This is a genomic window from Rhizobium sp. NZLR10, from assembly GCF_019685125.1.
Lineage (GTDB): Bacteria > Pseudomonadota > Alphaproteobacteria > Rhizobiales > Rhizobiaceae > Rhizobium.
This window is the reverse complement of the sequence record NZ_JABDWE010000007.1, coordinates 266,535-279,758: the sequence shown is the minus strand read 5'-3', so window position 1 is coordinate 279,758 and position 13,224 is coordinate 266,535. Positions and strand designations below refer to the sequence as shown.

Sequence of the window (13,224 nt, the reverse complement as noted above, 5' to 3'; positions counted from 1 at the left end):
AATAAGCCGATATGGCCAGAAAACCCGCCTCAATCGGCCAAAATCCCACCGCACGACAGCCAGTCTGTAAAAAAATCAGACCCACAGCAAGCAACTGCGCCAACGCAGAGCGAATTTCAGCAGCCTGCTAAAGCGCGAGAAGCGAATCGAAAGATTCGCAACGCGCTTTAAACGCGTCAAATGCTTTTCTTTCGCACTTGCGAATGACTGGAAAATTATCTTTTATCGGGCTACTACTGCTGCCGGGCGATCCTTCGTCCGGCAGTATTGCTAAAAAATGCGGCAGCGCGGGGGCGAATGCCGTGCGGGGGTTTGGAGATGAATGCGGTGTTGAAGAATATTGGTATTATCGGTGCCGGCCAGATGGGCTGCGGCATCGCGCATGTTTCGGCCGCCGCAGGTTACAGGGTTCACATTTACGATCTCTCCCAGGATCGCATCGAATCCGGCCTTGCCACCGTCAACGGCAACCTTGCCCGCCTGGTGACGAACGGCAAGATGACCGAAGAGGAACGCAAGTCGACTTTGTCGCTCATCACAGGCTCGTCCGATGTCAATGATCTCGCCCCGTCCGATCTCGTCATCGAGGCCGCCACCGAGGATGAAACGGTCAAGCGCAAGATCTATGCGCAGGTTTGTCCGGTCCTGAAGCCCGAGGCGCTGCTTGCCACCAACACCTCTTCCCTTTCCATCACCCGGCTAGCTGCCGCCACTGACCGCCCCGAACGCTTCATGGGCATACATTTCATGAACCCGGTGCCGGTGATGAAGCTGGTCGAACTGGTGCGCGGCATCGCGACCGATGAAAAGACCTTCTCGGCCGCCAGGGAATTCGTCGGCACGCTGGAAAAGACCATCACCGTGGCCGAGGATTTCCCGGCCTTCATCGTCAACCGCATCCTGCTGCCGATGATCAACGAGGCGATCTATACGCTCTATGAAGGCGTCGGCACGGTCGATGCCATCGATACGGCGATGAAGCTCGGCGCCAACCATCCGATGGGGCCGCTGCAGCTTGCCGATTTCATCGGCCTCGACACCTGCCTTTCGATCATGCAGGTGCTGCACGACGGCCTGGCGGACTCGAAATACCGTCCCTGCCCGCTGCTGGTGAAATATGTCGAGGCGGGCTGGCTCGGACGCAAGTCCGGACGCGGCTTCTATGACTATCGGGGTGAAGTGCCGGTCCCGACGCGCTAGAGCTTGAAGCCGAAAAGTGTGAGCGGTTTACTTATGACATCATGCTCTAGCTCTTTAATGTAGAACGATGATTTTAGGCCGACCGGGCCTAAAATCATCCTGTTCTAAGCGGGTGTCGCCCGAAAGGGCGAATGGACGGCCCGCCCGCGAAATGCTTTCTTGCCGTGAACGGGAGGGAACGCCATGTCGACTGAAACACCAATGTTCCTGCTGCAATGCTGCGTGCTCATCGGGCTTGCGGGTGTCTTCCTCATTAAAGGAGACGGAGACTCCTGACGGGCTCCTTAATGCATGCCGCCCGGAAGTGTAAGCGATTCGCAACGACATGCATCAAAACAAAGAGCTAAAGCGCGCCGCATGAATCAAATTTGATGCGACGCGCTTTAGGATCCGATCGCGCCCTTGATCAGCGTCTTGGCATCTTCGCTGTCCCAGGCAGCCGGGCCGTTCATCGCTGAAATCAGGCAGCCCTTGTCGTCGAGCAGCAGCGTCACCGGCAGGCCGAAAGCGAGACCTTCCTTCTTTAAGCTATTGAAGACGCCGATCGTATTGTCGCGGTAAAGCTGCAGCGCATCGACGCCGATCTCGCTCAGGAAGGCCTTCGGCTTCTCGTCGTCACCGGTATCGATATTGACCGGTACGACCTGGAACTTGTCGCTCCCCATACCCTTTTCCAGCGCGTTCAGCGCCGGCATCTCCTCGCGGCAGGGCACGCACCACGTGGCCCACAGATTGAGAAGCACAGTCTTGCCAGTAAAATGATCGAGCGTCATCGCCTTGCCGTCAGGGCCGTTGAATGTAACCGCAGTCAGCTTGCGCGGTTCGTTGGCGGCGACCATGGCGGCGACCTGCCCCTTCATCAGCGGCGTCAGATTGGCAGCGCGTTCCCTAGCCAGCGCGCATTCGGCCGAAGCGGTATTGCCGATGCCATTGCCAATCCCCGTCTCCTTCACGTATACCGCTGCCGCACCGGCAACAACGCCTGCAACGGCGGCGATTGCGATCAATTTTACGGACGGCAGGCCGAAGGGTTTTCTCGTCGTCATTTCATTCTCCAGGACGGGCATCTTCCATGGCCGAGAGCAAAACCGAAACCAAATCCTCCAACCAGATGTGGGGCGGGCGCTTCGCTTCCGGCCCGGACGCGATCATGGAGGAGATAAATGCCTCGATCGGTTTCGACAAGAAGCTATTCGCGCAGGATATCCGCGGCTCGATCGCCCACGCGACCATGCTCGCCCATCAGGGGATCATTTCCGCTGACGATAAGGACAAGATCGTTCACGGGCTAAACACGATCCTGTCAGAAATCGAAAGCGGCAATTTCGAATTCTCGCGACAGCTCGAAGACATTCATATGAATGTCGAAGCGCGCCTGGCGACGCTGATCGGACCGGCAGCCGGCCGGCTGCACACCGCCCGCTCGCGCAACGATCAGGTAGCGCTCGACTTCCGCCTCTGGGTGAAGGAAGAGCTTGAGAAAACTGAACGGATGCTGACCGGCCTGATCGCCGCCTTCCTCGACCGCGCCGAGGAACATGCCGAAAGCGTCATGCCGGGCTTCACCCATCTGCAGACCGCCCAGCCCGTGACCTTCGGCCATCACTGCATGGCCTATGTCGAAATGTTCGGCCGTGACCGCTCGCGCGTGCGCCACGCCATCGAGCACCTGGACGAAAGCCCGATCGGCGCGGCAGCCCTTGCCGGCACCGGTTATCCGATCGACCGCCATATGACTGCCAAGGCGCTCGGTTTCCGCGAGCCGACCCGCAACTCCATCGATACGGTCTCCGACCGCGACTTCGCCATCGAGTTCCTGTCGATCGCCGCAATTGCTGGTATGCACCTTTCGCGTCTGGCGGAAGAGATCGTCATCTGGTCGACCCCGCAATTCGGTTTCGTCCGTCTCTCCGACGCCTTCTCGACCGGCTCCTCGATCATGCCGCAGAAGAAGAATCCGGATGCCGCCGAACTGGTGCGCGCCAAGACCGGCCGCATCAACGGCTCGCTGGTGGCCCTTCTGACGATCATGAAGGGCCTGCCTCTCGCCTATTCCAAGGACATGCAGGAAGACAAGGAACAGGTGTTCGACGCGGCCGAGAGTCTGGAACTGGCGATTGCCGCCATGACCGGTATGGTGCGCGACATGACCGTCAACACCGCGCGCATGAAGGCGGCGGCCGGTTCCGGCTACTCGACGGCGACCGATCTTGCCGACTGGCTGGTGCGCGAAGCGGGCCTCCCCTTCCGTGATGCCCATCACGTCACCGGCCGCGCCGTCGCACTTGCCGAAAGCAAGAGCTGCGACCTTGCCGAACTTCCGCTCTCCGACCTGCAGGCGATCCATCCCGACATCACCGACAAGGTCTACGACGTGCTGACCGTCGAGGCCTCGGTCGCCAGCCGCAAGAGCTTCGGCGGCACGGCGCCGTCCGAGGTACGCAGGCAGATCGCCTTCTGGCGCGCCCGTAACTGAAATGTCAGGCGGCGAAAGCCGCCGCGATCTTGCCGTCTACGCGGGAAGACCGTCCAACAATCAGGGTGCACAAGGCGGATAAACTTCGCTATGAAGATCTCCATCATCCGCCATGAATGATGCCATCAAATGCCGCCGAAGAGGATATCCATGCAGAAGAGCTTGCCGCACCTCATCCGCCTGACGGCGGTTCTCGCCGTCATCGGCCTTGCCGTTGCCGGATGCGGGCGCAAGGGCGACCTCGATCCGCCGAGTGCTGCGGCAACCAAGGAAGGTGACGTTTCCAAGCCGACGAAAAAGCCGGGAACCGTCGACAAGCCCTTCCTTCTCGATCCCCTTCTTTAAGGCACAAGCCCGTGAACCATTTCGAGTACCGAGACGGCGTCCTGCATTCCGAGAACGTCCCCGTTCCCGAGATCGCCAAGGCGGTCGGCACACCTTTTTATGTCTATTCCACCGCAACGCTAGAGCGCCATTACCGCGTCTTTTCGGAAGCATTCGCGGACATGGACTCGATGGTTTGTTATGCGATGAAGGCGAACTCTAACCAGGCGGTGCTGAAGACACTCGGCCGCCTCGGCGCCGGTATCGACGTCGTCTCCGAGGGCGAGCTGCGCCGCGCGCTCGCTGCCGACACTCCCGCCAGCCGCATCATGTTTTCGGGTGTCGGCAAGACGCCGCAGGAGATGGATTTCGCTCTCGAGGCAGGCATCTACTGTTTCAACGTCGAATCCGAGCCCGAGCTCGAAATCCTCAATCAGCGCGCCATCAAGGCCGGGACGAAAGCGCCGGTCTCCTTCCGCATCAACCCTGACGTCGATGCAAAAACCCATTCCAAGATCTCGACCGGCAAGAAGGAAAACAAATTCGGCATCTCCTGGGAGCGTGCCCGCGCCATCTATGCCCATGCCGCCAAGCTGCCGGGCATCGAGGTCACCGGCATCGACATGCATATCGGCAGCCAGATCACCGAATTGCAGCCCTTCGACGACGCCTTCAGGCTGTTGCACGATCTTGTCGCGACGCTGCGCGCCGACGGCCACACCATCGATCACGTCGATATCGGCGGCGGTCTCGGCATCCCCTATAAGGACGACAACAATCCGCCGCCGCTGCCGGATGCCTATGCGGCCATAGTCAAGAACCAGTTGCGCGGCCTCAACTGCAAGATCATCACCGAACCCGGCCGCCTGATCGTCGGCAATGCCGGTATCCTGGTGACCGAGGTTCTCTATGTGAAGGATGGCGGCGAAAAGACCTTCGTCATCGTCGATGGCGCGATGAACGATCTCATCCGCCCGACGCTCTACGAGGCCTATCACGAGATCCGCCCGGTGACGATTTCGGCGGCGAACGCCCCGCGCATCCGCGCCGACGTCGTTGGCCCCGTCTGCGAGACCGGCGATTATTTGGCACTCGACCGCGAGATGGCGATGCCGAAGCCCGGCGACTTGATGGCCGTCAGCACTGCCGGCGCTTACGGCGCGGTCCAGGCCGGCACTTATAATAGCCGGCTGCTGGTGCCCGAAGTTCTGGTCAGAGGCAGCGATTTCCATACGATTCGCCCGCGCAGAACCTATGCCGAACTGATCAGCCTCGACTCCGTTCCGGCCTGGCTCGATTAAAGCATGATGCCGAAAAGTGTATACGGTTTTCTCATGACATCGTGCTCTAACTATTTAATTTAGAACAGGATCCAGATTTTAGGCCGAGTGGGCCTATCATCACCCTGTTCTAAAGCATGTCGCGCAAGAGTGTGCAGCGCACGACTGCGTAAAACAAAGACTTAAAGCGTGGGGAGCAATCTGAAAGATCGCGACGCGCTTTAACCAGCCATCACTTTTTGGCGAATTAACGTGAAAAGCCGGTATGGCCGGCCGCTCGCCCTCGCCTTCGCCACAAAGAGTGTTATCCTTGTCAGTCATGAGCGTATTGCCCTGCAATCGCCGGAAGCGCCCTCTGTTTCAGAACGCCAGATCGCGGAGACCGGACCGATGACAAGCCCCTCAAGGCAGAGGAAAGGTGCATTTGCGCTCCGCCCCTCGCTTGCCCGGCTGGTGACGACAAAACGCCTGCTGGCGCGTGTTGTGCTGTTTTTCGAGCAGTTACTGCCACCTTTGATGCCGGTTCTGGCAGTGATCGCCTTCTATCTCTCCGTCTCCTGGTTCGGCATCTTTCGCAGCGTGCCTGACTGGCTGCGCATCCTGCTGCTGATTGCCTTTGCCGCTGCTTTTGTCGTCTCGCTCCTGCCCTTCCGCACTCTGCGCTGGCCGAAGGTCGCCGAAGCCGACCGCATGCTGGAAGAGCGCAACGGCCTGCCGCACCAGCCGGTCACCGTCCAGGAAGACGAGCCGGCCTTCGATACGCCCTTCGCCCGGGCGCTCTGGCGCGAGCACCAGACGCGCATGGCCGAAAAGATCGCTGCACTCGATGCCGGACTGCCGCGGCCTGATATCGCCGTGCATGACCGTTTCGCGCTGCGCGCCGTGCCGGCGCTGCTGCTGGTCACCGCCTTTGCCTATTCACTGTCGATCAACGGCGGCTCGATCGGTGACGCGTTGCAGGCAGCATCCGAGCACGTCACCGTCGATCCGGCCGTGCGCATCGACGCCTGGGTGACGCCGCCCTCCTACACCGGCCGCGCCCCGGTCTATCTGACCGCTGACGGCAGCGAGCAGGGGTCGATCGGCATTCCGCAGTTTTCCGGCCTCACTGTGCGCGTCAGCGGCGGCAAGACAGCCGAAAAGGTCGTATTCCGCAAGGCAAACGGCGAGGCGCAGGATATCGCCGTGCAGGCGGATACCAAGCCGCAGCAGGCGGCGGCATCCGGCAGTCAACAGCCGAATACGGTCCCAACCGGCCAGGTCCCGGCCAACCAGGCTCCCGTCGCCCAGACCCATGTGATGAAGCTCGAGGAGAATGGCGCCCTCGAAGTCAACGGTCGCCGCTGGAGCTTCGAGGTTCTCCCCGACAAGGCGCCGGAAATTGCTTTCGACGGCATGCCGAAACCCAGCGTCAACGGCGCGCTTGAAATCGGCTTTACCGTCAAGGACGACTACGGCGTCCAGGAGGCGCATGCGGAGATCGTTCCCGTCGAAACCGATCCGACGGCGACGCCGCTCTATCCCTTGCCGGAATACCGGCTGGATATTCCCCGCCGTAACGCCCGTGACGCCAAGGGCGTGACCAGCCGCAACCTGACCGAACATCCGCTTGCCGGAAAGCGCGTGCGCGTGACGCTCGTCGCCAAGGATGGCGCCGGCCAGACCGGCCGCAGCCCGCCGTATGAGATGACCTTGCCGTCGCGGCCCTTCAACGAGCCGCTTGCCGCCGCCGTCGCCGAGGAACGGCAGGTTTTCGCGCTCGACACCCGCAAGATGCCGCAGGCGATCGCACTGAACGAGGGGCTGACCATCCGTCCCGAGGAGACCATCCCCAAGCTCACCAACTATCTCCTGCTGGAATCCGCTTTGACGCGCATGAAGCTCGCAAAGGGTGAGGATGCACTCAAGGATACGGCCCAATATCTCTGGGAGATTGCACTCGGCATGGAGGACGGCGATCTTTCGCTTGCCGAGCGCAAGCTGCGCGAAGCCCAGCAGAAGCTTGCCGACGCATTGGACCGCAACGCCCCCGACGCCGAGATCAAGAAGCTGATGGATGAGCTGCGCAAGGCGATGCAGGACTATATGACCGAGCTTGCCCAACGCATGCAGAACGCGCCGATGCAGCCGAACCAGAATGCGCAGAACATCCTGCGCCAGCAGGATCTGGAACGGATGATGGACCAGATCGAGAATCTCGCCCGCTCCGGCAATCGTGACGCCGCCCAGCAGATGCTGTCGGAATTGCAGCGGATGATGAACAATCTGCAGGCCGGCCGCCCGCAGCGCGGCCAACAGAGCCAGGAAAACAGCGAGGCCCGAAAGCAGATCGACAAGCTCGGCGAGATTCTGCGCGACCAGCAGAAGTTGATGGATCAGACCTTCCGCCTCGATCAGCAGCTCAGGGACCGCATGCAACGCGGCGAACCCGATATGGGTGAAAACGATCCGCTGCTCGACGAGATGAACCCCGGAGAAAACGGCGAACCGCAGGATCAGCAGCAGGGCCAGCAAGGCAAAGACGGCCAGCAGCCCTCCGACCAGATGACCGCCGAGCAGTTGCGCGAGGCATTGAAGCAGCTGCGCGCTCAGCAGGATGCGCTCGGCAGGCAGCTCGGCGAATTGCAGAAGGGCCTCGGCGAGATGGGCATGAAGCCTGGCCCGGGCTTCGGACAGGCGCAACGCGAGATGGAAGGCGCCGGTCGCGAACTCGGCCAGGGGCATGGCCAGCCGGCCATCGAAGGCCAGGGCCGCGCGCTCGAAGCACTTCGCCAGGGCGCCCGCGACATGATGAACCAGATGATGCAGGCGCAACAGGGCCAGCAAGGGCAGGGTCCGAACGGCCAGATGAGCCAGGGCGGCGACCAAAATGGCCGCGACCCGCTCGGCCGGCCACGCCCCCCGGGACCGGATTTCGGCGACAACAGCGTGAAGGTTCCCGACGAGATCGACGTTCAGCGCGCCCGAGAAATCCTCGACGCGATCCGCGAGAAGCTCGGCAACAATCCGCCGCAGGAAATGGAACGGCGGTATCTCGAACGGTTGCTGGACATCCAGTAAGCTGACGCCACCGTGACATGACACGCGCACCGGCGCAGGGATTTTAGGCCGGATCGGCATAAAATTTGAATCCGGATCTCATCAAGAAAACGAGCGGAATACCGTCCAAAAACCGTACTCAGTTTTCACCGTCATGCTCTGATACATGTCATCACGACGTGTGCAGCTGTTCCGGGATGACGACATGCATGAAAATAGAGAGCTTTAAGCGACCAGCGCTCGGGCGACCGCTTTGCGGATATCGGGAAGCGCGAATGGTTTGGCGACGACGTCGATAATCTTTTCGGCAAGATCGTCGGCCCGTTCGCGCTGCTCGGCATAGCCGGTCATCAGCAGGATCTTCAGGCCGGGAAAGGCGTCTTTTGCCTGATGGGCGAGTTCGATGCCGTCCATCACGGGCATGCGGATATCTGAAAGCAGCAGATCGTAGACCCCTTCCCTGAGCTTCTCCAGGCCCTCGGCCCCGTCGGCCGCCTCATCGGTCTCGTGGCCATCAAGCCGCAGGGCTCGGGCTACGAAGGACCGCAGGGAGTCCTCGTCTTCCGTGATCAGAATTCTTGCCATATGTGCATTGCTCCGTGGTCAGCCCCGCGACGGAAATCACCAGGATTTCCTTTTCGATCGGTAAAGATCAGGAAGCGATGGACGAGATGGTTAACAACCCGTCTCGGGCGGCAAGGCAGCGGCGGACGTCTTTCGAACCACTTTGAAGTCGCTCAGGCGTCCCCGGTAACCACGCCGACGAAGGGCAGTTCGCGAAAGGCATAGGCGACATCCATGCCGTAACCGACGACAAAATAGTCAGGGCATTCGAAGCCGACATAATCGGCCTCCAGCTTTTCCTTGCGCTTGACGCGCTTATCGAGCAGCACGGCGATCGTGACGTTGCGCGCGCCGCGCTCGAACAGCAATTCCTTGGCAAACAGCAGCGTCCGGCCGGATTCGAGGATATCGTCGATCAACAGGACGTCGCGGCCATGGACGTCGCTGTCGATATCCTTGACGATGCGCACGCCCTGCGAGACCGTGCCGATGCCATAACTCGACAGCGTGATGAACTCGACCTCCGGTGCAAGCCCGCTATCGTGCAGGGCGCGGATCAGGTCGGCGGCGAAGATGAACGAACCCTTGAGCACGGCGATGACAAGCAGGTCCTGGGTCGGGCCATTGGCGATCTCCCGGGCCATCGAATGATTGCGCTCGGCGATCTGCTCGGCAGTAAAGAGCGGCTCGATATTTTTTCCGCGCACGACAGGCATAAGGGCTTGCTCCATGAAAAGAAGGGTAAGCCGTTAGCACATATGCGAGCGTGAAACAGCCTCACCCGCCATGAAATTAACCAGATTGGCGCGCGTTGCGGCGGGAAAATCACCCAATCCACGTTCGAGCGCTCTCTATGGCAGGAACGACAGCCGGACCTCCGGCAGTTTTCCGCCGGCATGCTGGACACGGGCCGAGAAACCCCGGCTCTGGCCGCCATAAATGACATCGGCCGGCGGATTGATGATGATGCTTGCGGTCAGTCGCTCGTCGGTCACGAGATCGGCACGGATCGGACGCACCGTCTGCGTCGTGCCGCTGTCATTTTCGAGGATGCCGTTGATGACCAGCACGCGCATGCCGTTCGCGTCGCGCGGCGCCACCGTCACATGGGTGAAATGCAGCGGCGCTCCGGAATAGGCCCGCTCGGCGGCAAGGCCGGAAAAGCCGCCCGCAAGCCCGAAGACCAGCACGGCGAGCGCCAGCACCAGCCCCGCGAAGCTCCGCATCGACGCGCGCTGCAGGAAGGCTTCCACGTCCCGCAGAACAGTTGCAGTCACTGGCGTCAGCGGCGGCTGTGCTGCGTGTGCGCCAGCAGCGCGCTTGCGGTTGTCGTTATAGGTTCTTGCGGTAAATTCCTTCGGTCGGACTTTGCCGAGCGTCACGAATTCGGCGTCGGAAATATCGGCAGGACGCGCCGCACGGTACTGGCGGGCGGCGGGTTCCGGCGGCAGGAAATCATAGGCCTGGCCCGGTGTCCGGCGACTGAAGGAGGATGCTTCCATGGTGGCTGCCTCGCAGATGTCCACATGGTTTCGCTGCCAGGGGAAATCTTGGCATTGAAACGAATCCCGCTCAGTCGTAAATTTTAATGGTTAATGCTTCGCAAAGATCGCCATCAAACGGGCGTCTTTCCGGCAAAATTTACCGGCTGTTAACGGTGTTGGTTAACAAGTCACGCGGTGAAACCCACAACAGACTGAGCTGCACGTTGATCCATTTCGAGAATGTCGGTTTGCGCTATGGCATGGGCCCGGAAATCCTCCGGGACCTGACCTTCGACATTCCGAAGAAATCCTTTCAGTTCCTGACAGGCCCATCGGGCGCAGGCAAGACGTCGCTGCTGCGGCTGCTGTTCATGTCGCTGCAGCCGACGCGCGGCCTGATCCGCATGTTCGGGCGCGACATTTCCGAAATCCCCCGCCCGGAACTGCCGTTGCTGCGCCGCCGCGTCGGCATCGTCTTCCAGGATTTCCGCCTCCTCGATCATCTGACAACCTATGAGAATGTCGCTTTGCCCTTACGCGTGCGCGGTAAGGATGAGAGCTCCTACAAGACCGACGTCCTGGAACTGTTGAAATGGGTCGGCCTCGGCGAACGCATCAACGTGCTGCCGCCCGTGCTCTCGGGCGGCGAGAAGCAGCGCGCCGCGATCGCCAGGGCGCTGATGGACCGGCCGGAGGTGCTGCTTGCCGACGAACCCACCGGCAATGTCGACCCGCCGATGGCCAAGCGCTTGCTCAATCTTTTCCTCGAGCTGAACCGCCTCGGCACCGCAGTTGTGATCGCCACGCATGACCTGGCGCTGATGGAACAGGTGGAAGCTCGCCGCATGATCCTCTCGGGGGGGCATCTCGATATCTATGACTGAGCTCCCATCCAGAAACCCGGACAAGGCGCCTGGTAAGGCTGAGCAGAAACGACCGGAAATGCGCGTGCGTCCGACCGCGCCGATCCTGCCGCCATCCAACATCCAGGGCAGCGCGTTGATGGTGGTCATCGCAATCATGGCCTTTCTCGCCTGCCTGACGCTCGGCGGCGTCAGCATGGTGCGCTCGACGGCAGCAAGCTGGGAGAGCCAGATCTCCCGAGAGATCACCATCCAGATCAAGCCGGACGACAATCTCGACATGGAAAAGGCGCTGACCCAGGCACGCGACCTGGCGCTGACCTTCGTCGGCACCAAGAGCGGCCAGATCGTCGACGAGGCGGCGACCGCCCGCCTGCTCGAACCCTGGCTCGGCCCCGGTCTCGATCTCAAGGATCTGCCCGTTCCCCGCCTCGTCATCATCACCATCGACGAGAGCAATCCACCGGATTTCGATTCGATGCGGGCGTTGCTGAAAGACAGCATCCCGCAGGCAAGCCTCGACGATCACCGCACCTGGGTCGACCGGCTGGTGTCCATGGCGCACACGACCGTCATGATCGGCACAGGCATCCTGCTGCTGGTTTTCACGGCGATGGTGCTCACCGTCGTCTTCGCCACGCGCGGCGCGCTGTCGGGCAATCGTCACGTCGTCGAAGTGCTGCATTTCGTCGGCGCCGAAAGCTCCTTCGTCGCCACCGAATTCCAGAAGCATTTCCTGAAGATCAGCCTCAAGGGCTCGGCAATCGGCAGCGCCCTTGCCGCCCTCTTCTTCGCCACCGCCGGTTTCTGGCAGAGCCGCACGCTCGCCACCCCGGAAACGGACCAGGCGACGGCGCTCTTCGGCACCTTCTCCGTCGGCGTGCTCGGTTATGCCGGCATCTTCGCAACGATGATCGTCATTGCGCTCCTGACCACTATCACCGCGCGACTGACCGTCATGCAGACGATCTACGAAATCGATACATTACGCTCGGACCCGACACGCACCGACGGCATCGCGAGTTGATCGTGACCATGCCGTTTTGCCATGAAAGCGTCTGTTCCGTGCCGCAATCAGCGTATAGTCACGATTCATGACCATGGGAGATACGACACCCAACCCGATTCATCAGGACCCCGAGCTTGACCGCCCGGCGGGTTTGCCGCCGCGGCGCGGGCTGATCCGCCGCCTGCTGCGTTGGGGCGGCTTTGCCTGCGTGGTGGCGATCGCCCTGTTGTTCGGCGGTTTCCTGCGTTTCGCCGATTCCGTGACGACGCTTAAGCCTCCGGCCGAGCCGAAGGCAGATGCGATCGTCGTGCTGACAGGGGGTTACCAGCGCATCGATCAGGCCGTGGAGCTGCTGCAGAAAGGTGCCGGCAAGCGTTTGCTCATTTCCGGCGTCCACCCGACGACCACCCCGGCGCAGATCCGCAAGATGACGCAGGGCTCGGCCGATCTCTTCTCCTGCTGTGTCGATATCGGCCACGATGCGATCGACACGATCGGCAATGCCGAGGAAGCTTCGAACTGGATCCACGCCAAGGGATACCGCAGCGTCTTGATCGTCACCAACAACTACCACATGCCGCGAAGCCTCGCGGAGCTCTCCTATGTCGATCCCGATATCGAGTTCATCGCTTATCCCGTGGTCAATTCGGATTTGAAGAGCCGCAACTGGTTCACCGACCCGAATGCGATGCGTGTCATGCTTGCCGAATATGTAAAAGTGCTGCTGACCGGCGCCCGCAACATCACCGGCTTCGGTCGCCACACCGGGCTGCGCTCGGCAAGCGCGTCGAGCGAGAACTGACGCTTTTGCTAGAGCATGATGCCGAAAAGTGTGAGCGGTTTTCTCACGACATCATGTTCCAACTCTTTAATTTAGAGCAGGATTCAGATTTTAGGCCCGGCCTAAAATCTGAATCCTGTTCTGGGACGTCATCAAACGCTTTTTATGCCGAGCAATATCGTGTAGGCCGGTCGCGTGAGCATG

The 13,224-nt window shown here is 60.9% G+C and carries 12 protein-coding genes; 8 read left to right on the top strand and 4 right to left on the bottom strand.

Going from position 1 to position 13,224, the window contains the following annotated elements; translation table 11 throughout:
* Nucleotides 1-318: 318 nt before the first annotated feature.
* The gene (locus tag HJB82_RS13575) at nt 319-1,200 is read left to right on the top strand and encodes a 3-hydroxybutyryl-CoA dehydrogenase (protein ID WP_207581986.1); all 882 of its coding nucleotides are present in this window, start codon (nt 319-321) and stop codon (nt 1,198-1,200) included.
* A 383-nt stretch (nt 1,201-1,583) separates the two neighbouring features.
* Here HJB82_RS13575 and tlpA read toward each other — a convergent pair whose 3' ends face one another.
* Nucleotides 1,584-2,246: a thiol:disulfide interchange protein TlpA gene (gene tlpA / locus HJB82_RS13570; protein ID WP_207581987.1), complete on the bottom strand. Its 663-nt coding sequence runs from the start codon at nt 2,244-2,246 to the stop codon at nt 1,584-1,586.
* A gap of 26 nt (nt 2,247-2,272) precedes the next feature.
* On the opposite strand from tlpA, the gene argH reads away from it, so the two are divergent.
* From argH to HJB82_RS13550, 4 genes are all read left to right on the top strand, one after another.
* A complete protein-coding gene (gene argH / locus HJB82_RS13565) occupies nt 2,273-3,676 on the top strand; it encodes an argininosuccinate lyase (protein WP_221115546.1) in 1,404 nt (467 codons plus the stop codon).
* A gap of 150 nt (nt 3,677-3,826) precedes the next feature.
* Nucleotides 3,827-4,021: an LPS translocon maturation chaperone LptM gene (gene lptM, locus HJB82_RS13560; protein WP_207581989.1), complete on the top strand. Its 195-nt coding sequence runs from the start codon at nt 3,827-3,829 to the stop codon at nt 4,019-4,021.
* Nucleotides 4,022-4,032: 11 nt separating this feature from the next.
* Nucleotides 4,033-5,301: a diaminopimelate decarboxylase gene (gene lysA / locus HJB82_RS13555; RefSeq protein ID WP_221140208.1), complete on the top strand. Its 1,269-nt coding sequence runs from the start codon at nt 4,033-4,035 to the stop codon at nt 5,299-5,301.
* A gap of 369 nt (nt 5,302-5,670) precedes the next feature.
* Entirely contained in the window at nt 5,671-8,340 is a 2,670-nt protein-coding gene (locus HJB82_RS13550; RefSeq protein ID WP_221140206.1) for a TIGR02302 family protein, read from the top strand.
* A gap of 204 nt (nt 8,341-8,544) precedes the next feature.
* Here the strand turns inward: HJB82_RS13550 and HJB82_RS13545 are convergent, their stop codons facing one another.
* From HJB82_RS13545 to HJB82_RS13535, 3 genes are all read right to left on the bottom strand, one after another.
* Nucleotides 8,545-8,904 carry a response regulator gene (locus tag HJB82_RS13545; RefSeq protein WP_003582627.1) on the bottom strand — a complete coding sequence of 120 codons (360 nt, stop codon included), beginning with the start codon at nt 8,902-8,904 and terminating at the stop codon, nt 8,545-8,547.
* 152 nt (nt 8,905-9,056) lie between these two features.
* Nucleotides 9,057-9,599 (bottom strand): hypoxanthine phosphoribosyltransferase, encoded by a 543-nt coding sequence (gene hpt, locus HJB82_RS13540; RefSeq protein WP_207581992.1) that lies wholly within the window; start codon nt 9,597-9,599, stop codon nt 9,057-9,059.
* A 135-nt stretch (nt 9,600-9,734) separates the two neighbouring features.
* The gene (locus HJB82_RS13535) at nt 9,735-10,385 is read right to left on the bottom strand and encodes a hypothetical protein (RefSeq protein WP_221131702.1); all 651 of its coding nucleotides are present in this window, start codon (nt 10,383-10,385) and stop codon (nt 9,735-9,737) included.
* A gap of 206 nt (nt 10,386-10,591) precedes the next feature.
* Here HJB82_RS13535 and ftsE point away from each other — a divergent pair, with 206 nt between their 5' ends.
* The 3 genes from ftsE (at nt 10,592) to HJB82_RS13520 (ending at nt 13,041) form a co-directional block, all read left to right on the top strand.
* Entirely contained in the window at nt 10,592-11,251 is a 660-nt protein-coding gene (gene ftsE, locus HJB82_RS13530; RefSeq protein ID WP_003567051.1) for a cell division ATP-binding protein FtsE, read from the top strand.
* Complete coding sequence (locus HJB82_RS13525) at nt 11,244-12,257, top strand: ABC transporter permease (protein ID WP_221115544.1); 1,014 nt, start codon at nt 11,244-11,246, stop codon at nt 12,255-12,257. Before ftsE ends, HJB82_RS13525 begins: the two co-directional genes overlap by 8 nt.
* A 67-nt stretch (nt 12,258-12,324) precedes the next feature.
* The gene (locus HJB82_RS13520; protein ID WP_221140204.1) at nt 12,325-13,041 is read left to right on the top strand and encodes a YdcF family protein; all 717 of its coding nucleotides are present in this window, start codon (nt 12,325-12,327) and stop codon (nt 13,039-13,041) included.
* Nucleotides 13,042-13,224 lie beyond the last annotated feature (183 nt).